The organism is Reticulibacter mediterranei, assembly GCF_016587455.1.
Map to the genome: position 1 here is coordinate 5717531 of NZ_BNJK01000001.1, position 24762 is coordinate 5742292.

24 protein-coding genes are annotated in these 24762 nt (G+C 55.2%); 12 read left to right on the forward strand and 12 right to left on the reverse strand.

Going from position 1 to position 24762, the window contains the following annotated elements; translation table 11 throughout:
* The first annotated feature begins 4 nt into the window (after window positions 1-4).
* The 6 genes from K3T83_RS24675 to K3T83_RS24700 all read left to right on the forward strand — a co-directional run bounded on the left by K3T83_RS24675 (window position 5) and on the right by K3T83_RS24700 (window position 5890).
* A complete protein-coding gene (locus K3T83_RS24675; RefSeq protein ID WP_220208291.1) occupies window positions 5-505 on the forward strand; it encodes a (2Fe-2S)-binding protein in 501 nt (166 codons plus the stop codon).
* Window positions 492-1487, forward strand: a complete 996-nt coding sequence (locus tag K3T83_RS24680; protein WP_220205588.1) for an FAD binding domain-containing protein — start codon at window positions 492-494, stop codon at window positions 1485-1487. Before K3T83_RS24675 ends, K3T83_RS24680 begins: the two co-directional genes overlap by 14 nt.
* Window positions 1484-3718 (forward strand): xanthine dehydrogenase family protein molybdopterin-binding subunit, encoded by a 2235-nt coding sequence (locus K3T83_RS24685; RefSeq protein WP_220205589.1) that lies wholly within the window; start codon window positions 1484-1486, stop codon window positions 3716-3718. The genes K3T83_RS24680 and K3T83_RS24685 overlap by 4 nt, the downstream gene beginning before the upstream one ends.
* A 78-nt stretch (window positions 3719-3796) precedes the next feature.
* Window positions 3797-4375, forward strand: a complete 579-nt coding sequence (locus tag K3T83_RS24690) for an antibiotic biosynthesis monooxygenase (RefSeq protein WP_220205590.1) — start codon at window positions 3797-3799, stop codon at window positions 4373-4375.
* A 71-nt stretch (window positions 4376-4446) separates the two neighbouring features.
* Window positions 4447-4773: a nuclear transport factor 2 family protein gene (locus tag K3T83_RS24695; RefSeq protein ID WP_220205591.1), complete on the forward strand. Its 327-nt coding sequence runs from the start codon at window positions 4447-4449 to the stop codon at window positions 4771-4773.
* Between the two features lie 118 nt (window positions 4774-4891).
* Complete coding sequence (locus K3T83_RS24700; RefSeq protein WP_220205592.1) at window positions 4892-5890, forward strand: aldo/keto reductase; 999 nt, start codon at window positions 4892-4894, stop codon at window positions 5888-5890.
* Here the strand turns inward: K3T83_RS24700 and K3T83_RS24705 are convergent.
* The 10 genes from K3T83_RS24705 to K3T83_RS24750 all read right to left on the reverse strand — a co-directional run bounded on the left by K3T83_RS24705 (window position 5845) and on the right by K3T83_RS24750 (window position 13278).
* Window positions 5845-6216 (reverse strand): hypothetical protein, encoded by a 372-nt coding sequence (locus K3T83_RS24705; protein WP_220205593.1) that lies wholly within the window; start codon window positions 6214-6216, stop codon window positions 5845-5847. The two genes, K3T83_RS24700 and K3T83_RS24705, sit on opposite strands and share 46 nt — an antisense overlap.
* 83 nt (window positions 6217-6299) lie before the next feature.
* Entirely contained in the window at window positions 6300-6440 is a 141-nt protein-coding gene (locus K3T83_RS24710; RefSeq protein ID WP_220205594.1) for a hypothetical protein, read from the reverse strand.
* Between the two features lie 949 nt (window positions 6441-7389).
* A complete protein-coding gene (locus tag K3T83_RS24715) occupies window positions 7390-7926 on the reverse strand; it encodes a sigma-70 family RNA polymerase sigma factor (protein WP_220208292.1) in 537 nt (178 codons plus the stop codon).
* 19 nt (window positions 7927-7945) lie between these two features.
* On the reverse strand, window positions 7946-9178 hold the full coding sequence (locus tag K3T83_RS24720; protein WP_220205595.1) for an MFS transporter: 1233 nt from the start codon (window positions 9176-9178) through the stop codon (window positions 7946-7948).
* A 44-nt stretch (window positions 9179-9222) separates the two neighbouring features.
* Window positions 9223-10557, reverse strand: coding sequence for an NAD(P)-binding domain-containing protein (locus K3T83_RS24725; RefSeq protein WP_236064980.1), 1335 nt, complete (start codon window positions 10555-10557; stop codon window positions 9223-9225).
* A gap of 106 nt (window positions 10558-10663) precedes the next feature.
* Complete coding sequence (locus K3T83_RS24730) at window positions 10664-11158, reverse strand: arsinothricin resistance N-acetyltransferase ArsN1 family A (protein WP_220205597.1); 495 nt, start codon at window positions 11156-11158, stop codon at window positions 10664-10666.
* Window positions 11143-11409, reverse strand: coding sequence for a winged helix DNA-binding protein (locus tag K3T83_RS24735; protein WP_236064981.1), 267 nt, complete (start codon window positions 11407-11409; stop codon window positions 11143-11145). The genes K3T83_RS24730 and K3T83_RS24735 overlap by 16 nt, the downstream gene beginning before the upstream one ends.
* A gap of 34 nt (window positions 11410-11443) precedes the next feature.
* Window positions 11444-11626 (reverse strand): hypothetical protein, encoded by a 183-nt coding sequence (locus K3T83_RS24740; RefSeq protein WP_220205598.1) that lies wholly within the window; start codon window positions 11624-11626, stop codon window positions 11444-11446.
* Window positions 11627-11796: 170 nt separating this feature from the next.
* Window positions 11797-12894 carry a flavin-containing monooxygenase gene (locus K3T83_RS24745; RefSeq protein WP_220205599.1) on the reverse strand — a complete coding sequence of 366 codons (1098 nt, stop codon included), beginning with the start codon at window positions 12892-12894 and terminating at the stop codon, window positions 11797-11799.
* 87 nt (window positions 12895-12981) lie between these two features.
* Window positions 12982-13278, reverse strand: a complete 297-nt coding sequence (locus K3T83_RS24750) for an ArsR/SmtB family transcription factor (RefSeq protein ID WP_220205600.1) — start codon at window positions 13276-13278, stop codon at window positions 12982-12984.
* Between the two features lie 645 nt (window positions 13279-13923).
* On the opposite strand from K3T83_RS24750, the gene K3T83_RS58000 reads away from it, so the two are divergent.
* The 3 genes from K3T83_RS58000 to K3T83_RS24765 all read left to right on the forward strand — a co-directional run bounded on the left by K3T83_RS58000 (window position 13924) and on the right by K3T83_RS24765 (window position 16180).
* The gene (locus tag K3T83_RS58000; RefSeq protein WP_236065134.1) at window positions 13924-14724 is read left to right on the forward strand and encodes an arsenate reductase/protein-tyrosine-phosphatase family protein; all 801 of its coding nucleotides are present in this window, start codon (window positions 13924-13926) and stop codon (window positions 14722-14724) included.
* 146 nt (window positions 14725-14870) lie between these two features.
* Complete coding sequence (locus K3T83_RS24760) at window positions 14871-15701, forward strand: MIP/aquaporin family protein (RefSeq protein WP_236064982.1); 831 nt, start codon at window positions 14871-14873, stop codon at window positions 15699-15701.
* A gap of 62 nt (window positions 15702-15763) precedes the next feature.
* Window positions 15764-16180 (forward strand): arsenate reductase ArsC, encoded by a 417-nt coding sequence (locus K3T83_RS24765; RefSeq protein ID WP_220205601.1) that lies wholly within the window; start codon window positions 15764-15766, stop codon window positions 16178-16180.
* 41 nt (window positions 16181-16221) lie between these two features.
* Here K3T83_RS24765 and K3T83_RS24770 read toward each other — a convergent pair whose 3' ends face one another.
* Both K3T83_RS24770 and K3T83_RS24775 read right to left on the reverse strand, forming a co-directional pair.
* A complete protein-coding gene (locus K3T83_RS24770) occupies window positions 16222-18924 on the reverse strand; it encodes a PEP/pyruvate-binding domain-containing protein (RefSeq protein WP_220205602.1) in 2703 nt (900 codons plus the stop codon).
* Window positions 18925-19098: 174 nt separating this feature from the next.
* Window positions 19099-19545 (reverse strand): class I SAM-dependent methyltransferase, encoded by a 447-nt coding sequence (locus tag K3T83_RS24775; RefSeq protein WP_220205603.1) that lies wholly within the window; start codon window positions 19543-19545, stop codon window positions 19099-19101.
* 48 nt (window positions 19546-19593) lie between these two features.
* Here K3T83_RS24775 and K3T83_RS24780 point away from each other — a divergent pair, with 48 nt between their 5' ends.
* From K3T83_RS24780 to K3T83_RS24790, 3 genes are all read left to right on the forward strand, one after another.
* The gene (locus tag K3T83_RS24780) at window positions 19594-19737 is read left to right on the forward strand and encodes a hypothetical protein (protein WP_220205604.1); all 144 of its coding nucleotides are present in this window, start codon (window positions 19594-19596) and stop codon (window positions 19735-19737) included.
* Window positions 19738-20032: 295 nt separating this feature from the next.
* On the forward strand, window positions 20033-21511 hold the full coding sequence (locus K3T83_RS24785) for a caspase family protein (protein WP_220205605.1): 1479 nt from the start codon (window positions 20033-20035) through the stop codon (window positions 21509-21511).
* Window positions 21508-24735 (forward strand): tetratricopeptide repeat protein, encoded by a 3228-nt coding sequence (locus K3T83_RS24790; protein WP_220205606.1) that lies wholly within the window; start codon window positions 21508-21510, stop codon window positions 24733-24735. Before K3T83_RS24785 ends, K3T83_RS24790 begins: the two co-directional genes overlap by 4 nt.
* Window positions 24736-24762 lie beyond the last annotated feature (27 nt).

The following is a 24762-nucleotide window of genomic DNA, read 5'->3' on the forward strand; positions in this document are numbered from 1 at the left end:
ACCCATGCTGGGTCCTGAGGCTGTGGAGGTGACGCTGCGTATTAATGGAGATGTCTCTACCCTCCTGCTCGATCCCCGCACGAGCTTGCTTGACGCCTTGCGCGAACACCTGGATCTGACTGGCACCAAGAAGGGCTGCGACCAGGGAACGTGCGGGGCCTGCACGGTCTGGGTAGATCAGCGGCGGGTTCTGGCGTGTCTGACGCTGGCTATCACGTGCCAGAGCCACGAGATAACGACCATTGAGGGGCTGGCGCAGGGAACAGACTTGCACCCCATGCAGCGTGCGTTCCTCTCCCACGATGCCTTTCAGTGCGGCTATTGCACTTCTGGTCAAATCATGTCAGCGGTGGCTCTGCTCGATGAGGGGCATGCGAGCAGCGACGCGGAGATCTCTGAGTGGATGAGTGGTAATATCTGCCGTTGTGCCGCCTACCCCAACATTCGTGCTGCTATCCGCGAGATCCGCGATGCGAAAGGAGCAAACCCCCATGAAACCGATTAGCTATGCACGTGCTACCGATATCGCCAGCGCCGTCGCCACTGTCAGCGCTGATCCGACCAGAGCTTTCCTTGCTGGTGGCACCACGGAGATCGACCTGCTGCGCCAGGGTGTGGTCACGCCAAGTGGACTCGTTGATATCAATGAGTTACCACTCAAACAGATTGAGAGCCTTCCCGATGGTGGCCTGCGTATTGGTGCGCTTGCCCGTATGAGCGAGGTCGCCGAAGCATCCGATGTCGTCGAGCGGTTCCCGGTGATCGCCCAGGCATTGGTATTCGGCGCCTCAGCGCAGTTGCGACACATGGCCTCAATGGGGGGCAACCTGCTCCAGCGAGTGCGCTGTAGCTATTTTCGCGATGTGTCCTCCCCTTGCAATAAGCGTGAGCCAGGCAGTGGTTGCGCCGCACTAGATGGCATCAATCGAGGGCATGCGATCTTAGGGACCAGCGACCAGTGCATCGCTACCCACCCTTCGGATGTTGCCGTCGCCCTGGTCGCCCTTGACGCTCTCGTCCATGTCACTGGACCCAACGGTAAACGGACGATCCCCATCGACGATTTCTTCCTGCTACCTGGTGCTACTCCTCACCGTGAACACCCGCTTTCGCATGGTGAACTGATTGTAGCAATCGAAGTACCAGCCTTGCCTCTGGCGCGCCAGTCGCTGTATCTCAAGATTCGTGATCGCTCCTCGTATGAGTTCGCCCTGGTTTCCGTGGCCGTGGCGCTCCAGCTCGATGGAAACGTGATTCGTGATGTTCATCTGGCGCTTGGGGGAATCGCTACCAAACCCTGGCGTGCGCGTCGAGCGGAGCACATTCTACTTGGGGCAGAGGCTCAACGAGCAAACTTTCTCCGAGCAGCACACGAGGAACTCATCGGAGCTGCGCCACGCAAATACAATACATTCAAGGTTGAACTCGCGGAGCGGACCATCGTCCGCGCCCTGGAGATGATTACCACGATGGGAGGCAGAGCATGAGTCCTGCAATCGGGCGGTCCGTTGATCGTGTGGATGGCCGTGCCAAGGTGACTGGGGCCGGTCGCTACTCCGCTGAAATCGCTCTCGATACTATGGCGTATGCCGTCCTCGTTGGCGCACACGTGCCGAGCGGACGAATCAGCATGATCAATACGAGTAATGCTGAGCAGGCCGAGGGTGTACTTGCCATCCTTACTCATCGCAACATCGAACGGATTGCGGCACAACCTCCACTGTTGCCCTCATTGCTTGGTCAATCCGCACCCGGCGAGACCTTCTTTCCGATGCAAGACGATATTGTGCAGTATGCCGGTCAGCCAGTCGCAGTCGTGATCGCCGATACACTCGAACGTGCCCAACATGCCGCAACGTTGATTCAGATCAGCTACGAGGAGACGCCCTCGATCACGACGCTCGATCAGGGGCGCAACCACGCCTATGAACCCGAGCGGATCTTCGGAGGCTTAATCCCTGGGCGAGTGGCTCGTGGCAATGTCGAGGCGAGTCTGGCCGAAGCAGACGTGCGCATTGGCGTGACCTATCGCTTTGCCGCCAACCATCACAATCCCATCGAGCCATCGGCTACCACCGCCGTCTGGGATGGGGACCAGCTGACCCTTTACGACTCGACGCAGGGCATCACTGCCACACAATTAACGGTTGCGGCGCTGCTGGGCCTCTCGCCGTCGAAGGTGCGGGTCATCACGCACTTCATCGGTGGTGGGTTCGGCTGCAAGGCGATGATTTGGCCTCACGTGACGCTCGCAGCACTCGCCGCCCGCCATGTTGGGCGTCCGGTCAAGCTTGCTTTGAGTCGCGAGCAGATGTTTAGTTCCTGTGGACACCGCGAGGAGCAGTTGCAACAGGTTGTGTTGGGCGCGAATCGGGATGGGCACCTCGCTGCATTTCGTCATCACAAGCTCTCGCCAACTTCGCCCTTCGATGATTGGGCCGAGCCATCGCTTGGCATGTCGGCGCAATTGTACACCTGTCCGAACTACGAGGGCATCTACCGGCTCATCCGCACTAATACGATGACACCAACCTTTATGCGCGGCCCCGGTGAGACCACCGGGATGTTCGCGTTGGAGTGCGCTATGGATGAACTTGCGTACGAACTCGGCCTTGATCCACTGGAGCTGCGGCTGCGCAACCATGCCGACGTGGACCCCGCCACGGGTAACCCCTGGTCGAGCAAGGGCTTGAAGGAATGTTACCAGCGTGGAGCCGAACTCTTCGGCTGGCAGGGGCGCAACCCAATCCCCCGAACGCTTCGCGATGGGAACTGGTTGATCGGGACAGGGATGGCGACGGCGGTCTATCCAGTGGCTTTGTTTATGCCGACCCAGCGGGCGCGTGCCCGCCTGTACGCCGACGGGAGCGCCGTCATCCAGGCAGGCACCCAGGATTTTGGTATAGGTATGGCAACTGTCATGACGCAAGTGGCCGCAGATGGACTTGGCGTCCCGCTCAACTGTGTTCGCTTCGAGTACGGAGATACCGAGCTACCCAACAGCTCTGCTGCTGTTGGCTCATCAGGTGCGGGCATGGTGAGCGCCGTTGTCCATAATGCCGTCACTGCCTTACGTGACCAGGTGATCGCCCTGGCTCTTGCCGATGAGCGATCACCGTTGTATCATGCTGATCCTGCTTCAGTGGTGGTCAGCGATGGGCGAATGATGCTGCGTGACCGGCCGAATAGAGGGGAGACCTATGGAGAACTCCTCCTGCGTCATCACCTGCAAGACACCGAGGCACTGGGAAGCTGGACCCCTCCACCGCTGAACACGCCCTATGGCCTCGCGACGTTCGGTGCCCAGTTCGCCGAGGTCGCCGTTGATGCCGATCTTGGGCTGGTGCGCGTCCGGCGTCTGGTGGGCGTTTTCGCTCCTGGTCGCGTCCTCAACCCCAAAACTGCTCGCAGTCAGCTCATGGGCGGCATGCTGTGGGGACTGGGCCAGGCGTTACTGGAGGGTACTTCCATGGATAGCCAGCGCGGGCGTTGGGCGAACGCCAGTCTGGGTGAATATCTGGTCGCAGTGAATGCGGATGCACCCGATGTCGAAGTGGACCTCATCGAAGTCCACGATGAGATCGTCAATCCGCTCGGCGTCAAGGGTTGCGGAGAGATTGGGCAGGTTGGTGCTGCCGCAGCCATCGCCAACGCCGTCTTTCACGCCATTGGTCGCCGCATCCACGAATTGCCGATCAGAATCGAGCACCTCTTATAAACCAGGGCGGGAGCACTGGCGGCATGGTAATGTCAGTGCTGAACAGAGCAATATGCATATCCCAACAAGGAGATGAAAGTGACACAACCCATACAGGAAGTGCCTGCAAAGACAGAGCCTGTGACACTCATTGAAAAAAGGACGCTCAAACCTGGACATGAACACGACTTCTATGCCTGGGTTCAGCGCGCGGTCGCCGCAAGTGAGCGTTTCCCAGGCAATCAGGGAGTGACGATTCTCACGCTGGGAAAGGAACAGCCGGAAGACCGTTATGTCATCCATCGTTTCGCTAATGAAGCCGCAGAGCAAGCCTGGATGCAGTCGGAAGACCGGGCCAAATTAGTGCAAGAGGCAGTGGCCTTCTCGACTGCCTCCACACAAACGTCGAGTGGGCTGGCGGCATGGTTCACCCTGCCTGATCGGTTGGAGGTCTCGCCTCCCAGGTGGAAGCTGTTTCTCGCGATCATCCCCTCAGCCTATCTCGCCAGTCTTCTCATTATCCTGGTGCTTGATGCATTCTTGCATGGCTGGCCGCTTTTCATCACCAATGGGATAGTGACAGTGTGCCTGGCCTTTCTGCTGACGTATGTGGGACTACCACTGACCACACACCTCTTGCATGCGTGGCTCTACCCACAGCAGAAGAGGATACTATGAATATGCCTATGGGGGGCAAGGGTACATGATCATACCTTGTCCACTCGTTCCTACAAAACAGGAGGATTTCCATGATCCAAAGCTCATCTCTCCGTTCACCACTGGTGCGTCGAGCCATCGAAGCCATCAACGAGGGCCGACTTGAAGATTTCCTGGCGTTATTCGCAGAAAACGCCACGCTCATCGATGGTGCCACCTATCGTGGCCGAGAGGCAATTCGAGCGTGGGCCCAACGAGAAACATTTGGAGTCCAGATGCGGATTGACGTCCAGCGAGAAACCAATGCTGATGGCACTTTCCTGGCAATCGAGGCCATGTCTCATGGAGGATATTCCGGTCCAGGCTCGTTTCACTTTACGCTGCGAGGGGACATGATCGAGCGTTTAGTGATCCACTAAGCGAGGGAAGAGCATATGATGCCATCACTCCCTGCGGTAGTTCAGGCGAGGGTTGAACCTTTCCTGGTAATCTCAACTGTTGATTTGATAGTGTACTTTACATGAAAGAGGCTTAAAGATGGATTTTCGTCAACTCGGTTTGACTGGCCCACGCGTTTCTGAGATCGGCCTGGGCTGCATGGGCATGTCCGATCTCTATGGTCCTGCGGACGAGACAGAGAGTATCGCAACCATTCACGCGGCGCTGGATGCCGGGATGACCCTGCTCGACACGGGCGATTTCTACGGCATGGGCCACAATGAGCTGCTCTTGAACAGGGCGTTACAGGGACGCTCTCGTGAACAGGTAACGATCAGCGTGAAGTTTGGCGCGCTGCGCGATGCCGATGGCAACTGGCTGGGGAACGACGGGCGCCCAGCCTCGGTCAAGAATTTCCTGGCCTACACGCTGCGCCGTCTGGGCACGGATTATGTGGATGTGTATCGTCTGACGCGGGTTGATCCGACCGTGCCGATTGAGGAGACGATCGGTGCCATCGCCGAGATGGTCAAGGCAGGTCACGTCCGGCACATCGGGCTCTCGGAGGCCGGGGCAGCGACGATCCGCCGCGCCGCCACCGTGCATCCGATCTCTGATCTCCAGATCGAGTACTCGCTGCTCTCGCGAGGCATCGAGGCCGAGATTCTGCCAATCTGTCGCGAGCTGGGTATCGGCATCACCGCCTACGGTGTGCTTTCGCGTGGCCTGCTGAGCGGTCACTGGTCCAAAGAGCGCGTCCTGGCTCCCGGCGATTTCCGCGGCATCAGCCCACGTTTTAGCGGAGAGAATCTCGATCGCAACCTGGAGCTGGTAGAGGCGCTGCGTGCCATCGCCGAGGCGAAGGGCGCGACCGTCGCACAGATTGCCATCGCCTGGGTCCTCTCGCATAGTCAGGATATCATTCCCCTGGTCGGAGCACGCCGCCGAGAGCGACTCACCGAGGCCCTGGGGGCGACCGCGCTGCAACTGAGCGCGGACGACCTTGTGCAGATCGAGCGCGCGGTGCCAGCCGGTGCTGCAGCGGGTTCGCGCTACGCGACGCCACTGATGACTGAGCTTGATAGCGAGCGCTCATAGCAGCAAATCTGCACAGCAGGGTTCACAAGCAGTAGCGATACGCGGCGCGTTTTCTGGTCGCAGAGCTGGGGTTCGCGTTTGAGCGATTGAAAGCACTGGGCAAGCCATTTGGGAGGAACACATACCCCAGTGGCAATGGCTGGCTTCGCGACTGAGCGATTGAAACCAGTGCAAGTAGTTGTTACTCGTGAGCAACACACAAAGTAGTAATGGAAAGCTTCACGACTGAGAGATTGGAACACAACCGGGCTGGCCGTGATGTTACTATCCTGCAAGCTGGCAAGTACGAGGTTCGCGACTGAGAGAGAGAGAAGCGGGTTGAGCATGGCAAGATGGTTCTATGATTCAGTTGGAAGCCATCAAACCAGACATGGCGAGGAATGCATGAGACGCACTCCTCGCCCTCGGCTCAGTCTTCGCTTTCGCCTCTCCCTTCACCGAGGGAGATCCCAAGCAGTTCGGCCAGTTCCTTCGTCGTCTCAACCACGTCATGAGCGATTTCGGGGCGAGTGAGATGATAAGCATGTTTCTCCTCAAAACGCCATCTCAACAGTTCTCATCACCAAGATCGAGAGCATCTCGCCTCGTGCTTGCAGCAGGTGGGCAGTCGCGCAAGAAGGCAGGTAACGGGGAGAGAGCACATGTTCAGCTATGGTGCGCACTCCTGAGCATCCCTCTTGCTTTGTGATGATCTTTTTGCTCTCTCTACTCTTCCCGCTGTTTTTTTGGAGTGACGGTCTATGTCGGCGTCTACCACGAGCCATCCTGTCTCGTGCTTCCTACGTCACAGGCAGGCCGTTGTAGCCCCTCGACAATACAACAGTGTCGAGGGGCTACACCCTATCCAAAAGATCAATCCTGGGTTATCAGTAGATCACGCAAGACCAACAAGATTTCCTGATAGCCCCCAGTGTGTCAACATTGGGCGTTGGCGGGTACAATCAGCATTGTCCACTCTGCCTACGATACTCGATGGGAGCCTGCTGGCCCAGCGTCATCAGATCGAGATTCATCCTCCAGCCATTTCCACTTCGAGCGAGAAAATAAAAGGGAGTATTGTGTTGCAAATGTCTTGAAATCGGGGACAAGAAGGAAGAGGCGTGACGAGAGCAGAAAGCGTGACGCTAGACAGACGATGTGCTTTCAAAGCCTCTCTGTTCTCTTCAAAAATAGAACGGTTCTACTTTTGAGGGTGAGATGCATACCTTTACAGAAAGGCATCCTCATTTTTCAGCATGAGGACAAGCAAATAAGACTCATCGGTTGCCGTTCCTCTTCCTCACCCCCGTAGCTGAATGTCCCCTTCTCACGCTCCCACTCCTAGAACAGGAGAACGAGAACATCAGGCAATTACATCATCTTACCTCTTCTTAATTTTTGAGGGACGTTTCTCGGTGTTTTGGACAATCTATGTTTCCACACGCACATACATCTTGCTCTATACTACCAACACGACAAAGCAACGGATACAAAGAAGAGCGCTGGCCCTGCTTCCTCTTTTAGGAGACGGAGGAGGGAAAAGGGCACACCTGCTCACGGCCTATCTGGATGAGTGGTTGTGCTTCCTCCAAACAGCAGGTATCCTCCGAACAGCGCTGACAGCGCGATTGATAGTTGATGACGTGTCCGCGCCGATCCAGCTCAAAGTGGCAGCAGTCTAACAACATCTGTCTGAGCTTTTCACGTGCCCGTTGCACCCGTGATTTGGCTCCCGAAAAGGAAATGCCCAGGCGGAGGCTCAGTTCCTTCTGGGTGAGACCCTGATACTCGGTCAGGATTAAGGCTTGACGGTCTGGTACGGGCAAACGCAGCACCATTGCACGGATCGAGGGGAACAGTTCGCTGACGATATCATCATCTGGTAACTCTGCTGGAAGCTCCTGGGCCTCGGGTTCCTCTAGCGACGACGTGCTTTTGTGGCGACGGTAATAATCAATGATGGTATGACGAGTGATCTGATAGACCCAGCCTTCCAGATTTCTCCAAGTGATGATGTCTCTTCTTGAAGAGACGCAGAGCAGACCAAAAGGACGCAGATGTTCTCGGTCCCATCCCTTAGTGCTGGACCACCTCTACCTCCGCGCTTCTTGTCTGTTCCCTCTGTGCGCGGGCACTCAGCAGCAAGACGAATGCCGCCAGCAGGAAGGCTCCCACACACAGCCAGAAAGCCAATTCATAGCGTTGTAACTGGTCATAGAGCCAGCCTGCCGCCAGCGGTCCCAGTCCTCCACAGAGCGCCACTGGAACGCCTTGTACTGCCGTAATGGAACCATAGGCACGACGGCCCACCTGCTCGGCCATTACCGAGGCACGCAGGGGAGAAAACGCTCCATATGCTGTCCCATACAGGAGAACGTAGCAGATCACCCACAGGAGGGAGGGAGCCAGAATCAGCACCGCAATGCCTGCTGCCTGGGCTATTATACTCACCGTCAGCAACGTCTGAGCGCTCATGCGTTGACTGAGCATATTGAAAAGATAACGCCCCGGCAAACTGACCAATCCCAGCATCCCGGAGAGGGTTGCCGCCAGGATCAGATCATACCCACGGCCAATCAGGAAGGCCACCTGATGCACAAAGACCACCGTACCGCCCAGCGTCACCAGCGAGAGAGACGTGGTGATGAGCCAGAAGGAGGAGCGATGGAGCGCCTGATGCAGGGAGAGACCTAACAACACACGCTTTGCCCCCTCCTCACCCAAAGGTTCCCCATCAGGAGAGAGTCCCAGATCTTCCGGGTGCCGCCTCAAGAGCACTGCATGTAAAGGCAGAGCGATTACTAGCTGCGCCAGGCCCAGCACCATCAAGGTAGCACGCCAGCCGATGTGCGCAATCAGCGCCCCAGAGAGGGGAATACAGATGGGAGAGGACAACCCTCCCACCAGGGTCAACACGGCAAGCGCCATCCCACGCTTGCGCACAAACCAGTTGGCGACCACCGTAAAGGTGACGGGATAAAGCGTGAGCGCCATTGCCACCCCCATCCCACCTGACCAGAACAGGTAGAACTGCCAAAGGGTCTGCATCTGCGTCAGACCGAAGAGGGCTATTCCTGCCAGTGCCGACCCTGCGCTCATGAGTAAACGCGCTCCAAAACGATCCAGCAACGGACCAATCGGCACGCCGAGCAGTCCAGAAATGATCAGACCAGCAGCATAGGCTCCAGAGACGCTGGCACGATCCCACTGGAAACTCTGGCTGATGGGAACCACCAGGACCCCGAAGAGGTACTGTGTGGTCCCATAGGAGATGATCGTTGTGATCCCCAGCCCCCCATCAACACCCACCCATAATAGAGCGTTTTTGTTGTTGCTCGCTTCATAGCACCCTGCTAGTGGCTTTTCGCTCCTGTTGCTCGTCGCGGCAGCCCAACGGCGAGCAAGGGACTGGACACCGCCGGAGCGCAGCAGGCTCCTCCATCGCTGGAACAGACGCCCGTTTCAGGCAGGACCAGTTCGACAGCACGGGCGGCTTCCCACTCTCCGCACAGTGCCGCCACAATTGAGCGCACCTGCTCATAGCCGGTGAGCATGAGAAAGGTGGGGGCGCGTCCATAACTCTTCATACCGACGAGGAAGAAATTGGGTTCCGCATGGGTCAGTTCGTCCACCCCATGCGGCGGGACGGTGCCGCAACTATGTACATTGGGATCAATCAACGGAGCAAGGGCCATCGGACTTTCCAGAGCTGGATCAAGGGAGAGTCGCAGCTCACGCAGGAACGAGAAATCTGGGCGAAATCCTGTGGCAGCAATCACCTCATCCACTGGCCCAATCCGCTCCTCTTCGCCTATCATAACAATGCCTGCTGGCGTGCGAGCCAGCGCATGGATCTGCACTCCCGTCACCAGGCGCACCTGCCCACGCTTAAGCAACGCCAGCGCACGTGTGCCCAGGTGTCCACGCTCCGGCAACGCATCACTCTCGCCTCCACCAAACATCTGTCCGACACCAGCACGACGAATCGCCCAGAGGATCTGTGTCTCCGGTTCCTGCTCGGCCAACTGTGCTAACTCTAACACAGCTTGCTGAGCGGAATGTCCACTACCCACCACCAGCACGCGCCGCCCGGCGTAGCGCTCCCGCTCGGTTCCCAGGACATCAGGGATGCCATAGAAGATCTGCTGGTGCAGCGAGCGCTCTCCCAGCGCCATCATGCCATGTGCGCCCAGGGGATTGGGGGTCTGATAGGTGCCTGATGCATCGATCACGGCTCGTGCCAGCAGTTCTTGTTCCTCGCCATCAGCCTGCTGATAGCGCACGACGAACGGAGCCGCCTCGCGGTCAGGCGTTTTCACTTTATCCATTCCCAGGCGGCTCACGGCACTTACCCGTGTCTGGAGCCGCAGGACGGCCCGTATTGCTGGCACCTGAGCCAGAGGGAAGAGATAAGCTTCCACCAGTTGCCGTCCGGTTGGGTAAGCATCGGGATCGGGAGCCTGCCAGCCCTGTTGCTCTAACAACGCCTGGGCTTGCTGATCGACCAGATAGCGCCAGGGAGAGAACAGGCGCACCTGCCCCCATTGCAGCATGGCAGCCCCTACCGTCTCGCCCGCCTCAAAGAGAACGGGCGTCTCGCCTCGGCGCAACAGGTGGGCCGCCGCAGCCAGCCCCACTGGACCCGCACCAATAATGACTACTGGGAGTGTCTGTATGTCTATCTTCATGGTATCCTTCTTCATCCTATGCGATGTATTGCAAGCAGTTTCCTGCTCTGTTTCTAGAGACGGCACTCCGTCCAAAAGGACGCAGAGCAACATGTCACTGAGGACGCTAGGTGAGGTTGTGAGCGAAGAGATACTCGACAATCACCACATCGTGCCACACGCCATCAAGTTGTCCATGCTTCTCATAGGTGCCGACTTCTCGAAACCCAAGTGAGCGCATCAAACGGCGACTGGCCATATTCTCCACGAAGATACGCGAGAGCAATTTCCAGAATCCCGCCTGCTCAGATTCCCGCATGAGATGGGAAAGCGCTAAGCGGCCAGCTCCTTTGCCACGCCAATCACGCCGCACATACACCGAGAACTCGGCAATCCCCTCATACCAGGGACGATGATACCGATAGGGGGAGGTGGAAGCATAGGCAATGATCGCTTGCTTTTCTTCGACGACCACAATGGGATGCCTTTCATCAAACCAGCTTTCGATATCGGCTGACGTTCGCAATCGGGTCTCGAAGGTTCCCACCCGATCTTCAATCCCCTGATTGTAGATCAGTGCGATGGCCTGAGCATCGGCAGAGGTGGCTAGACGCACGTGCATGATGGCCCTCCACCTGTCACAGGAACGTGCTTGTCTTCGGCCAGATCAAGCAACCCCTTTTGTAACCACTCAAGGGCTGTATGAACAGAGGCGCGAACTTCAGTGGGGATGCGTTCGAGCGCCTGATCTGCTAATCCATTGAGCATCTGATGTAACTCCTGAACACGATCTTGTCCAAGCGCCGAGAGGGAGACGCGTACCGTGCGGCGATCCGTCTGGCTGGGAACTTTGACGACCAATCCCTCCTGCACAAGTAGCTCAACTGCTCGGCTGGTCCAACTTTTATCAAAGCCAATACGGTGGACTCAGTTCCGCCAATGTCATCTCTCCCCTGCGTTCTAGTTCGGTCAAGACGGTACATTGGGTGACGGTTGTCCCAGAACATTGGGTGACGCAACTGCGCTGAAGTTGTGTGTGCAAACGCGCCACTTCTCGCAGCAATGCTCCAGTTGAATGAGGCTGTTCCATATCCTGCTCCTGTTTTTCTGGATGATACGTTGCCTCAACGCACCTGTGTTGAAAACTTCAATGTCCATCTATTCGTTGTGACTCGCAACGTTTATGTGAAGAGTATAGACTCCATCGAGATCGTTGTCAAGCGCAACGTTGACAACAGCAACAATTGCAGGGAGTTGCGTCTACACCTTGCTTTCGGCGAGACTGGCATTGCCAGGAGAGGATGCGTTAGTCGAGGAGCGGAGCCAGCGCTTCAGGTGACGGATAATGAACGCAGCATCAGGGCCACCTCCTCGCAAGGTTGCAGAGGCAAACGTGCGCTGGAAGTTGAGTCCTAGATAGTAAAGTCCTGGCGCCGTGAGGCTGATCCCCTGGTGCTGCAACGCTTGCCCCTGGGCGTCAAGTGCACCAAGATCGGCCAGAAAGCCGAAAGAAGGACGGTAGCCCGTCGCGAAAATCACGCTGTCCACTGCTTCCAGACTCCCATCCTCCCAGACCACCCCTGCGTTCGTGAAGCGTTGGAATAGGGGACGCCGGTCGAGCGCTCCGGTTGCAAATGCCTCCTGATAGCGTCCAGTCTCAATGATCGCTGTTGGTGCATGCTGCTCCCAGAAGCGACCCAGCGGGAGGCGATCCAACCCCGTGAGCCAGGCCCAGAAGTGGATATCCCGACCAAGTACTCGTTGTGGACGATAGCGCAACGGCGCTCGGCTGGCAATGGCGACACGTGCCATCCGAGCCACCTCGACGGCAATCTGAACAGCGGATTCACCCGCTCCTACGATCAGTACACGTTGTCCACGAAACGGTTCAGGGCGGCGATAGGCGGCTGAGTGGAGGATCTGTCCCCTGAAGAGATCTTGTCCAGGGAACAAAGGCAAATTGGGATGATGAAAGGCTCCAGTGGCAATAATAATGCTCAACGCTTCGTAGCTCTTTCCAGTAGAGGTATCTACGCGGAAATGCTGTCCTACACGCTCAATTCGCTCAACACGAGTCTGCAACTGGATTGGCAGATGAAACCGCTGGGCATACGATTGCAGATAGGCAATGACCTCATCGCGCTTCGGATAGCGCTCTGGTGGCCCTGGAAATGGCATCCCTGGAAGCGATGAAAACCGAGCGGGCGAAAACAGCGTCAGACTCTCATAATACGCTCCCCATGATCCTGTCGGGGACGATCCAGCTTCCACTATCAGAAAATCAAGCCCAGCTCGTTGCAAGGTGTATCCAGCGGCAAGTCCCGCCTGACCTGCCCCAATCACAAGGGTCTCAAACATAGCTCTTCGTTCCTCTTGTATGAATTCGACCATTCCCGAAATGACGAAATGAAAGAGCGTAGAAAGCAGGGAGAGAGGTGTCTACCATTACGGTTCGCAGCAACGCGTAATCAGTTGGGTAAGATGGGCAAGTTGTGTGAGGGAGCGGTCCTTGTCCGGTCGGTAATAGACCTCCTTGCCCTCGCGACGAGAGGTAAGCAGACCGCTGCGCTTCAGAATGGTTAGATGTTCAGAAGCTGTTGATGCTCCCAATCCCGTCTGTTCGGCTACCTGACTTACGGTATGTTCCTGCCCGTCGAGAAACACGTGAAAGAGGATTCTCTGCCGGGTTTCACTTGCCAATCCGTGCAAAAATTCCTGAAGCTCCGTGGTTAATTCGCTCATAAGGTGCTTTCATTTCAACATTTCGGGAAACGCCGATGTATTTAGTATACAGAGGAAAGGAACGAATGTCAATCGGCTTTAAAGAGTGGTTCAACACACAAAAAAAGACCAGTTCTTCATAATCATTCCTGACCGCAGAACTGGTCTTTCTCGAACAATGTCGATTAGTTGCAACCACGATCCTGTCGCGGCAGTGCCACAGCACTCCTGCTTTTGTGAAGCGTCACAGCAAGATGCTTGCTTCGATGGAGAACAGCATGCCAGAGGGCGTGATCTCTCTCGCATTCCGGGCTTCTGTTGAGTGAGAGAAAGGTCGCTCACGACTTGTTGTTCCGTTGCTTTTTGGGAGTGGGATGTGCTCATAGAGACTGCCTTTCTTTGTGATCCTGGAAACGTAACCATCGTGACTTCATTCAGAAAGACGCATGTCCCCAGAAAAGGACGCATCGGGCCTTCTTGAAGGAAGAAGCAAGATGCTCCACCACTTCTCGATGCAGATGCCATCACCTTTCTCTTGCTTCAGACAAAGCGAGGTTCGTGTTTCGTAGGAAAAGGATACTGACGCTTGTTTTTTCTGTAGCACTCAGGTATATTTATATCAAAGTTTTTTGAAACAAAAAATATTGGAGTAAATAGGTGAACAGCATGGTATTTGCCAGGGAACAAGCTCCTGAGTTCTTCAAAATGTTAGCGCATGAGATTCGCTGGCGTCTCCTCCAATTGCTTGCCCGTAGCGACTACAGTGGGCAAGAACTGGTACGCCTGCTCTCACAGCCACAAAATCTGGTCTCCTATCACCTGAGACTCTTAGCCGAGCATCATCTGGTGAAGGAGCGCAGAAGCAGCGCGGATGAGCGTTCCATCTACTATAGTCTGGACCTTGAGACGCTGCGCACCCTCTACTTTGGTGCAGGAAATATGTTACATCCTCTGTTGGCGACCAGTGAAACGGAAGAGATACTTGCGCGAGAGACGGTCGCACGCCTGGCTCCGCTGCGTGTTCTGTTTCTCTGCACGCACAACAGCGCTCGCTCCCAAATGGCCGAGGGAATTTTGCGTCATCTAGGAGCAGGGCGTATTGAAGTGATAAGCGCAGGCAATTATCCAACCACGCTTCATCCGCTTGCGGTCCAGGCGTGTGCCTCCATGCATATCGATATTCGTCAGCAACGCGCCAAGCACCTCGATGAACTGCACGGTCTCACCTTTGACTACATCATTACCGTGTGTGATCGCGTTCGTGAGTCCTGCCCCACCTGGCCTTCCGACCCGGATCGGCTGCATTGGAGTTTGCCTGACCCGACACAAGCTCAAGGAACTGAACAAGAGCGTGTAGCCATCTTTGAACAGACGTGCCGCGAGTTGCTGATCCGCATCCGTTCCCTATTGATCCGCATCGAGCAGGAACATACTGCGTACACTGAGGAAGGATCGTCCTGCTTGTGAAGAGGTCTCTGATCACGTCTCCCATGCTCGTCATCACAGATGATGCAGACAGATGATTCGTGGAGTCAGCTCTTGTTTCCAGCAGAGCTGAGAGGCAGGCGGCCAGCGATCTGGAGAGAAGATGACCTTCCATTTTTGGAGGAAACATGACACAAGAAACAGTGAGTGGCAGACCAGAACATGCCATGACGCCCTCAACAGTCCCAGTCCACTCACAATGGCAATGGCCTCCCTATGTGGCTGAGGCCATCGGCACCTTTGGCTTGGTCTTTGCTGGCTGTGGAGCGATCATGATTGATACGCTCTCGAAAGGCCAGATTACGCATGTAGGAGTGGGACTGGTCTTTGGTCTCATCATCACGGTGATGATTTATAGTTTGGGACATGTGAGTGGAGCGCATTTCAATCCGGCGGTAACGCTTGGATTTGTACTGGCGCGGCATTTTCCGGTGCGACGACTTGCTGGCTACTGGCTCGCACAACTGCTGGGAGCCGCACTCGCAGCCTTGTGTCTGCGGGTGCTCCTTGGAGATGTGGCTCATCTGGGCAGCACGGTGCCGATGGGCAGCGGAGGCACCTGGCAATCGTTCGGACTGGAAGTGATCCTCACCTTTTTTTTGATGTTTGTTATTATGGCAATGGCAACCGATACGCGAGCCATTGGACAGGCAGCGGCCCTGGCAATTGGATCAACAGTTGCTCTGGAAGCGATCTTTGCCGGTCCCGTCTGTGGAGCTTCCATGAACCCAGCCCGTTCACTTGGCCCAGCACTGGTCAGTGGAACCTGGACCGATCAATGGGTCTACCTGCTCGCACCTTTGCTTGGAGCTGTTGCAGGCGCGCTCGTGTACCGTCTCTTGCGCGATGCTGGGCAGCAGCGCCACATGCCGATCTTATCAGAAAACGGTTTGTGCGAGCAGGAACACATTGGCACGGAGAGTAGGCCAAAGGAGCAAGGGGCAGGAGTAGCAGAGTAATGCTTAGTGGGAACAGACCGTTTTCCCACCTCCTTACATCAGAAGCACGAGGAGCATAATACATGAAACGACGCGTTCTTTTTCTGTGTACCCATAATTCGGCCCGCTCGCAAATGGCAGAGGGGTTGCTCAGATACTTGGGAGGCGAGCAGTTTGAAGCTTATAGTGCTGGAACAGAGGCTGCCCATGTACGTCCCCTGGCGATCCAGGTCATGAGCGAACTGGGCATAGATATTGCTGGGCAGACCTCAAAAACACTGGATCGGTATCTGACCGAACCCTTTGATGAAGTCATTACCGTGTGTGACGCTGCGGCTGAAACGTGCCCCTTTTTCCCAGGAGCCAAGCACAGGCGGCACTGGTCCTTCCCTGATCCTTCCCAGGCCAAAGGTAGCACAGAGGACCAGCGGATGGTGTACCGCACGGTGCGTGATGCCATCCGTACCCGCATTGAAACGGAACTGCTCAACACACCATAGAGAGAGGGGAAATACTCTCCCTCGGACAAGGGATGTCGGTCTCACACCTTCGGCGCGATCGTCACCGTTCCAGTGGTCCCATCAAGTGTCAGGAGGTCTCCGGTCGCAATCCGCTCGGTTGCCCCTGCCACCCCCACGACAGCGGGAATGCCGTACTCACGGGCCACAATCGCTCCATGTGCCATTGCCCCTCCGACCTCCATGACCAGCCCTGCGGCTTTGAGAAATAAGGGGGTCCACCCTGGATCGGTGGAGGGAGCAACCAGAATCTCCCCTGGTGCAAGCTGCGCAGCATGTGGATCAAGAATCACTCGTGCTGGAGCCGTTACCCGACCAGGAGAAGCTGGCGTTCCCCGCAAGGCCATCGCTTCTTCCTGCTCAGCCATTCGTCCCGTTGCCGGTTCAGTGCCGTCTGAGAGCAGGACCAGGGGGACGTGCCGCCGCCCAAGCTTTTGCTCAAAGGTTGCTCGTCGCTCTCCCACGGTTACACGCAGGTTGGCTCCGGCAAGAGCCGCATGGATTTCGGGGAAGGTGAGAAAGAAGACATCTGCGGCCTCGCTTAGCTTCCCCATCTGATAGAGTGCTTCTCCAACCGGCCAAAGCAAGACACGTGCCTGGGCAAGCTGCAAACCGAGGACAAAGCGCGTCATCTCGCGGAAACCAGAAAGGGTATGAGCGCGGGTCAGCAACCAATGCACCAACCATCCACGAACCCGGGACATGCGCTTGGCACGTCGTGAAAGCGTCTCAATCATGGCTTGCGCCACGTCCCTGGCGCGTTGCAGTTGCAGCTCTGGCGCATAGGCGCTCTCCTCCATCTGGACATATCCGCTGAGCAGATGAAACACGTAGGTGGAGTCCTCCGACCAGCGTACGACCCCCAGATCAAGGTCACAGACGCTCTGATGGCCGTACTCCTCCAGGAAATGTGCCATCCCCTCTTGCAAATGAGCGGGGAGCCGCCCCTGCTGATAGTCTCGTGCCAGATGCGCGGCAGGTGTTGTCGTCAGCAGATGCAGGCTTTCCTCATTCCCTCGAAGCTGCATGGAGAGCTTCCACAGAGCGGAATGCATCTGGATGGTGGGATTGGCAGGTGAGCCGCCCAACACAGACTGGCACTCACTCTCCGAAGCCAGATCACCAAGCAGCCGTCTCGCCAGGGCAAAGCTCTGCATGCCAGCCAGCATGACGGGTGAAACACGAAAGGCGACGCGGGCGCTCGCCAGCAACAGATGCTCCGCTTGTCTCAGAGAGGCACTGGCCGGAGTAGCTGGTTGGGTCTGGAAACCGCAACGAAGTCGTGCAACGTCACGCTGCACTCGTCTGATGGCAACGATAGGCGCGAGAAGTGCTTGCAGCAGATACCAGGGCAAGCGGGTACGAGCAAAGAGCAACACCAGGGGACGAGCAACAGCCAGCCAGGACATCGAGAGCGGCTTGAGCCGTGGGTCAGTAGCGAGTTGCGCAAAACTGGTAGCAGCATGGACTTCGGCCTCCCGCATGGCGTTGGTAAGCAAGCGACGCCCAAAGGGACTGCGTAAGGCAGCAGTGACCTCAAAGAACGGACGACTGGCGACCTCTGTCACAAAATTGGGGCCAGACAACAGGTCGGGAGTAGGATGACCAAGAAGCGTGAGAAACCCAGATGAAAGGTATCGCACACTTGAGAGGCCTAGAGGAGTAAAGGGGCGATAGGTGCCTTGCTGGACGCCAATGGCCAGGTAGACACGTAGCTCGTCGGTTTGCAAGACGCCATCCGGGAGGGGAAAGAGCGTCGTAATGGGTCGTGTCTGAAGCAGGAAAATGGAGCCAGTGGCATCAATGGCCCACTCGATATCTTGTGGCGTCCCAAACCAGGCTTCAACATGTGCCCCAAGCGTTGCCAGCGTGTGGATCTGTTCATCAGAGAGACAGAACTGTTCAGATGAGGTAGAGGCTTCCACGGCTCGTGTTCCACCAGAGGGATTGGCCTGGATCACTCCCTGCTTGTTGCCCAAACGCCGCTCAATGATCTCACCAGTGGTGGTTCGGACCACAAAGTGATCCGGGTTGGTAGTCCCGGAGACAACGGCCTCGCCTAAACCAGGGTTCGCATCAATGACGGCTTCTCGTCGTTTTCCAGTCAGGGGATTAGCAGTAAAGAGGACACCCGCCACCGCTGCCTCGACCATCCGTTGCACCACGACAGCCAGATGCACATTTCGCGGAGCAATACCCAAATTAGCTCGGTATTGGGTCGCGCGCTCCGTCCACAGCGACGCAAAACAGCGCTGGACGGCGGCAAGCAGTGCCTCGATGCCAATCACATTGAGAAAAGTTTCCTGCTGCCCTGCGAAAGAGGCTCCAGAAAGATCCTCGGCGGTCGCCGAGGATCGAACGGAAACCGGCATAGGTGAACCCGCAGAGAGGATCTGATAGGCATTTGTTGTGGCCTGGATCACTTCTAGTGGCAGAGGGGTCTGACACAAGGCTGTGCGGATGGCTGTTGCCAGTTCGGTTTGGCGGGTGCTATCCTCACGGGAAACAGCCTCTAATCTCAAAAGAGAAGTATCAAGCAACGCCTGAGTCGCGATCTTGTCATAGGCAACGGTGGTGATACAAAAGCCCGCTGGTACGGCGAAACCAGCATGGATCAGTTCACCCAGATTGGCAGCTTTGCCTCCAACCAACGGAAGTGCTCTTCGATCAAGTGTCTCCAGAGGAACAATAAGAACGCCCTCATCAGGATGGTTCTCATCAATCATGCTCCATGCCTCCTTTGGAATACGTCGTTTCGATGTGAGTATCTATCTCCATTGGAGTGTACCCACATTCGGATAGGACGAGAAGTGAAATTCCTCCAGATGTGACCATGACAAATATCATGAGGGAAGGGTTCAGAGTGAGTACCCTGCGGGTGACGGCTGTTTTTCGCCAGATCACCCACACGATATACCTCCGTCTATGCACAATAGCTCAGGGAGGAGAATACGACCTAGACGTGCGTATGCGCTGTGATGATTTCTGCACCAAATGGCAGCAAGAAATGGGACGCGTAGCTTTTGCGGTACACGTGCTGTAACGTCTTCAAATCCTGCCCGTTGCACATATGTCTTGAGTAGGACCGGACGACAGGCTCCCACCCATCCTGTTGCGTAGAGCGCTTCAAACCAAGTCTTCTCAGGTCGATTTTTACTCATGTTGAGTAAGATCAGCCGACCTCCAGGCTTCAAGACGCGCTGGAATTCGGCCAGAATGGGAGCAAACTGATTGACAGCGAGCAGATCGAACATATAGGAGTTGTAGAGCACATCAAATGTGTGCTCAGGATAAGGCAACTGTCTGGCATCTCCTACATGGGCAACGGTGTCAATCACTTCCTGCACTGTGGGGCAACCCATATCATGAGGCGTCAGAGTAGGATCAGATCGATCATGGACTCCTCATGTGGCCTCATCCTCTTCCCTCCCCTGGATGCAGATCTGCTGGCCCAACGTCACCAGATCGAGATTCATCCTCCACCCTTTGCCGCTTCGAGCGAGAAAATAGAACAGAGTATTGTGTTGCACCTGTCTTGAAATCGGGGGCAAGAAGCAAGAGGCGCGAGCAAGCGGTGAGCCACCAACGACTCTAGAAAACGCCATTCCCTCATTTTATCGCTATTTCTCGCACTAGTACGTTCCCATTTGGGAAGCACGAGCCGTTTTCGTCTATGACTATGAGTCCACCAGTATATGCGAATCTTCTCCAGCTGTAGTATACTAGCCACATCAGGAAAGAAGGGCTTTTCTCTGGAAGTCGAGTGCTTCAGGGAAACAATTTCAAAAGAGGAATGAGATATCCTGTGTTGGAACGAAGGAGTGAGCAGGATCGATGCCGGATGAAGTGACAGACTCGTCACAAGGGGGGCAAGCAGGGAAACGGTTGGCTGTCGTGGTGGGAGTCAATGGGCCATCCGCTCCTGGCCGAGCGCCTCTGCGCTATGCGGAACATGATGCAGAGGCGATGGCTGAGGTCTTGCAGAGTGAGGCATGTGGTTTTGAGTTGTTCGCTCCTCCTCTGCTTGGAGAGCAGGCCACCGCCGCCGCCATCAAAGATATGATTTTTGATCTGGCTGAGTCTCTGGGTGAGGAAGATACGGCACTCTTCTATTTTAGTGGGCATGCCGAGGTGATGCCCATTGGAGCTGATCTCGATGAGGTCTATTTGATCAGCCATGATTTCAAGCCGACGCGGACGCGTTACGACAAAGACGCAGAGCTTTCCTTGCGGTTGCTCCGTCGCTGCTTGTTTGAGCATGAGAAGGCACAAAACATCCTCATCATCCTGGACTGCTGTTATGCAGGTCAATTTCGCGACAGCGCTCCTGATCCGTATCTGGATGAATTGCAACATCGGTTGCGCTATTATTTTGGGGAGCCTGGAGCCGAAAGTCCTGCCCGTCGAGGGGGAGTGCGTTTGGCGCTCACCGCCACAGGAGAAACCGTTGCCAAAGAAGCTGATGGGCATGGTCTCTTAACAGGACATCTGCTCACTGCTTTGAAGGGGGAGCGAGAGCAAGCGACCACGCAGCAAGGAGAAATCACGTTCACCAGCCTCTTTGGATATCTTGCGAAATGTATGCCGCTGGAGCAAACTCCTCATTTCTTTGGAGCGGGTCGTGAGATGATCCTGGCAAGATATCATGACTTTTCACAAGGGCAACGTCAAAAACGAGAGCAGGAGGCACGACATGCGGAGCGAGAACAGCGCCTTCGCTCCCTGCTCGCCGATCATCACGGATTTCTGAACGACCGTCTAGAGAGTTTTGTAGGACGTTCGCAGGAGTTAGAAGACGCACGCCAGCAGGTTGCTGCCCTTCGCTCAACGGGAGGGTATCTCACCATTACAGGGCAAGCTGGTCAGGGCAAGAGCAGTCTGATCGCCAAACTGGTTGAGGAACAAGCCCAAGCACAAGGTAGTCTGGAACGGGTCGTCTTCCACTTCATACCTCTGACGCCTCCTCCCGATTATCAAGTGGCGCTGCTGCGCAATCTGATGGCACGGCTCATCCTCAAATATGATCTCTCGGACTTGTATGTTGCCAGCGAGAGTCGAGCGGCACTTGGAGAAGGCTTTCCCAGAGTCCTGCAAGAGATCGCTGAAAAGGGGAAGCAAGAAGTTCTTTTCATCGACGGGTTGGACCAACTGCAAGCGGACCCGCAGACAGGACTGCGTGATCTGAGCTTTTTGCCGCAAGGTCCAGGTCAACCGCCACCCGGCATTGTCTTTGTCCTGGGAACCCGTCCCAATGATACGTTGCGTCCCTTGAACTGCTCTCGTCCCATCAAGAATATCGCCTTCCCCCTTTGAGCCGTCACGATTTCGATCAGATCTTAGCCCATCGTAGTGTCGTTCTGGCACATTCTCTCGCCGACCGCTTCTACCGTGCGGGAGGGGAGAACGCGCTGTATCTGGATTTGGTGGCAAAAGAATTGGCGGCTCGCCCGCTGTTGTCGGAGCCACATGTCGAAGACATCGTTCGACGCTTGGCAGATGATCCAGCCAATGTGTTTTCTTTGACCATTGATCGGCTTCGTCAATCAGAATCGCTGTGGACGACGGTGATCAAACCAATGCTTGGCCTCCTGTTGGTCACACAAGAACCGCTCCTGCGCGAACAAATGAAACAATTGCTCAACCTTATCCCCTCTTCCCATGTCGATGGAGAACAGCTCAATCAGGGATTAGAGCGGCTGGGCGGTCTGGTGGTGATCGACGCCCAGCGCTGTTATAGTTTGTTTCATCTCAAATTCCGCGAGCATCTCCACCAGAAGGAAGCTCATCTGACCAAGAGATATATTTTTGACATTGAGGATGTGCAACATTTTCACACATATTTCATTGCATGGTGTGAACTCTATGGGGTGGAGGGTATCTGGGAAGAGGCCTCCTCTCATCTCTCGGAGCAGCAACGTCGTCGCTATGCACGAGCGCATTATATTATGCATCTTTATGAGGCCGGTGTGTGGAAGAAATTGTTTCAGATCTTAGATGAGGGCGTTTACGGCAAAGCCAAAATCCGTACTGATCCCAGTATGCGCAGCTATGCTCTGGACCTAGATCTGGGACGACAAGCATTGAGTCATCTAAAGTGGCATTGGAGAGATGCACTCCAATCTCTCCCTCGTCTGTGGCAATATACCCTCTTACGTGGAAGTCTGGCAAGCAGGGCTGATAGCTATCCACGAGAGGCGTTTCTGCTTCTGCTTCTGCTGGAGCAGGAAACAAAAGTGTTGGGTTTGGCTGAATTACTGACGAATCCATACTATAAAGCAGACATTTTCATGTTAATTGCCAACCATTTGATGATGAAACCTGACCGGAAACAGGAGGCGTTGCAACTGTTTGCACGATCCAAACAACTGATACTTTCTCTCTCCGTTTTTCACCAAAGAGAGAGAGCATTAATGACATTGGCAAAAGCGCTAGGGCAAGCAAGGCAGTGGCAGGAGGCAGAACGGATTGTCGTCTCTATCGTTGATCCAGCGGCCAAGGCACAAGTGTTGACCATCATAGGGAGCATGTTAAGACAAGCTGGACATTGGCAAAAAGCCAAGCAAAACTGGAAGAAAGCCGCATACATTTTGCTCTCTATCACTGTTTCTGAAGGGAGAATGGATGGACTGATCGCATTAGTAAAAGCGTTAGGGCAAGCAGGGCAGTGGCAGGAAGTAGAACGGGTCATCCACTCCATGTCTGACGAGTGGTGGCAAGCCAGAGCTGTGAGTGAATTGGTGGTGGCATTGGGGAAAGCAGGATACCAGCAAGAAGCAGAACGGATTTTTCTTGCTATCTCTGACCAAGAACAAAGAATGAATGTCTCTATCAAGCTCGCAATAGCATTAGGACAAGCAGAGCAATGGCAGGAGGCAGAACGGATCATCTCCTCTATGCCTGACGAAGAGAGGAAAGCCGCAGCCTTGAGTGAGTTAGCTCTAGCGCTAAGGCAAGCAGGGCAGTGGCAGGAGGCAGAACGGATCATCTCCTCTATGCCTGACGAAGAGAGGAAAGCCGTAGCTTTGAGTGAGTTAGCTCTAGCACTGGGACGGGTGGGTCAGTGGCAGGAAACAGAACGCATTATCAGCTCTATTCCTGATGAGTGGATGAAAGCGGAAGCCTTGAGTGGGTTAGTAATAGCGCTGAGGCGAGTAGGTCAGTGGCAAGAAGCGAAGTTGGGTATTCTTTCTATTTCTGACCGAGAGCAAAGAGTGAAAACGTTTATCAGGCTCGGCATTGCATTGGGACAAGCAGATAAATGGCAGGAGGCAGAACTATGTTGTCAAGAAGCAGAACGGATTTTTCTTGCTATCTCTGACCAAGAGCAAAGAATGAACGTCTTTATCAAGCTTGCAAGAGTATTGGGACAAGCAGATAAGCGGCAAGAGGCGGAACGAATTATCTCCTCCATGTCTGATGAAGAGAGGAAGGGGGAAGCTTGGGGCGAATTAGCTCTAGTATTGGGACAAGCAGGGCAGTGGCAGGAGGCAGAACGGATCATCAGCTCTATTCCTAATGAAGAGAGGAAAGTCACAGCCTTGAGCAGGTTGGCAGTAGCATTAGGACAAGCAGAGCAGTGGCAGGAGGCAAAACGCATTATTGGTTCTATTCCTGGTGGGTGGGTGAAAGTGGAAGCCTGGAGTGAGCTAGTGATAGCATTAGGACAAGCAAGGCAGTGGCAGGAGGCAGAACGAATTATCTACTCCATGCCTGATAGGCGGGTGAAAGCCATAACATTGAGCAGGTTGACGATAGCGTTGGGACAAGCAGGGCAGTGGCAGAAAGCAGAACGGCTTATCGGCTCTATTCCTGATGAGTGGATGAAAGCGGAAGCCTGGAGTGAGCTAGTGATAGCATTAGGACAAGCAGGGCAGTGGCAGGAGGCAGAACGCATTATTGGTTCTATTCCTGGTGGGTGGGTGAAAGTGGAAGCCTGGAGTGAGCTAGTGATAGCGTTGGGACAAGCAGGGCAGTGGCAGAAAGCAGAACGAATTATCTACTCCATGCCTGATGAAGAGAGGAAAGCCGCAACATTGAGCGGATTGGCGATAGCGTTGGGACAAGCAGGGCAGTGGCAGAAAGCAGAACGAATTATCTACTCCATGCCTGATGAAGAGAGGAAAGCCGCAACATTGAACAGGTTAGCACTAGTATTGGGACAAGCAGGGCAGTGGCAGAAAGCAGAACGAATTATCTACTCCATGCCTGATGAAGAGAGGAAAGCCGCAACATTGAGCGGATTGGCGATAGCGTTGGGACAAGCAGGGCAGTGGCAGAAAGCAGAACAGCTCATCGGTTCTATTCCTGATGAAAGTCGTCGAACGCAGGCAATTTCTCACCTCATACGTGTTTTTGCTCAACAGAAAGAAGCAGACCATATCGTTTCTCTCGTGCAAAAAGAATGGTTACGTGCTGTCAGCAGAGAGCAGGCATGTGAAGTCTTCCCCCTTGTTCTGCCTCTCATTGCTGAGCATACCGAGTTAGGCATAGAGTTGTATCACGCCTTTGCTTGGGTGGATTCCTTCTTACAAGGATAATGTCTGGCCTGAAGTGCTAAGGAACGA

What these genes read in the sequence shown, in the direction of transcription:
- K3T83_RS24770 (WP_220205602.1), bottom strand. Translation starts at nt 18,924, where the DNA reads ATGATTGATGAGAACCATCCTGATGAGGGCGTTCTTATTGTTCCTCTG.
- K3T83_RS24685 (WP_220205589.1), top strand. Translation starts at nt 1,484, where the DNA reads ATGAGTCCTGCAATCGGGCGGTCCGTTGATCGTGTGGATGGCCGTGCC.
- K3T83_RS58000 (WP_236065134.1), top strand. Translation starts at nt 13,924, where the DNA reads ATGGTATTTGCCAGGGAACAAGCTCCTGAGTTCTTCAAAATGTTAGCG.
- K3T83_RS24785 (WP_220205605.1), top strand. Translation starts at nt 20,033, where the DNA reads ATGCCGGATGAAGTGACAGACTCGTCACAAGGGGGGCAAGCAGGGAAA.
- K3T83_RS24725 (WP_236064980.1), bottom strand. Translation starts at nt 10,557, where the DNA reads ATGAAGATAGACATACAGACACTCCCAGTAGTCATTATTGGTGCGGGT.
- K3T83_RS24760 (WP_236064982.1), top strand. Translation starts at nt 14,871, where the DNA reads ATGACACAAGAAACAGTGAGTGGCAGACCAGAACATGCCATGACGCCC.
- K3T83_RS24705 (WP_220205593.1), bottom strand. Translation starts at nt 6,216, where the DNA reads ATGCTCAACCCGCTTCTCTCTCTCTCAGTCGCGAACCTCGTACTTGCC.
- K3T83_RS24780 (WP_220205604.1), top strand. Translation starts at nt 19,594, where the DNA reads ATGGACTCCTCATGTGGCCTCATCCTCTTCCCTCCCCTGGATGCAGAT.
- K3T83_RS24700 (WP_220205592.1), top strand. Translation starts at nt 4,892, where the DNA reads ATGGATTTTCGTCAACTCGGTTTGACTGGCCCACGCGTTTCTGAGATC.
- K3T83_RS24695 (WP_220205591.1), top strand. Translation starts at nt 4,447, where the DNA reads ATGATCCAAAGCTCATCTCTCCGTTCACCACTGGTGCGTCGAGCCATC.
- K3T83_RS24740 (WP_220205598.1), bottom strand. Translation starts at nt 11,626, where the DNA reads ATGGAACAGCCTCATTCAACTGGAGCATTGCTGCGAGAAGTGGCGCGT.
- K3T83_RS24765 (WP_220205601.1), top strand. Translation starts at nt 15,764, where the DNA reads ATGAAACGACGCGTTCTTTTTCTGTGTACCCATAATTCGGCCCGCTCG.
- K3T83_RS24680 (WP_220205588.1), top strand. Translation starts at nt 492, where the DNA reads ATGAAACCGATTAGCTATGCACGTGCTACCGATATCGCCAGCGCCGTC.
- K3T83_RS24675 (WP_220208291.1), top strand. Translation starts at nt 5, where the DNA reads ATGCTGGGTCCTGAGGCTGTGGAGGTGACGCTGCGTATTAATGGAGAT.
- K3T83_RS24745 (WP_220205599.1), bottom strand. Translation starts at nt 12,894, where the DNA reads ATGTTTGAGACCCTTGTGATTGGGGCAGGTCAGGCGGGACTTGCCGCT.
- K3T83_RS24750 (WP_220205600.1), bottom strand. Translation starts at nt 13,278, where the DNA reads ATGAGCGAATTAACCACGGAGCTTCAGGAATTTTTGCACGGATTGGCA.
- K3T83_RS24730 (WP_220205597.1), bottom strand. Translation starts at nt 11,158, where the DNA reads ATGCACGTGCGTCTAGCCACCTCTGCCGATGCTCAGGCCATCGCACTG.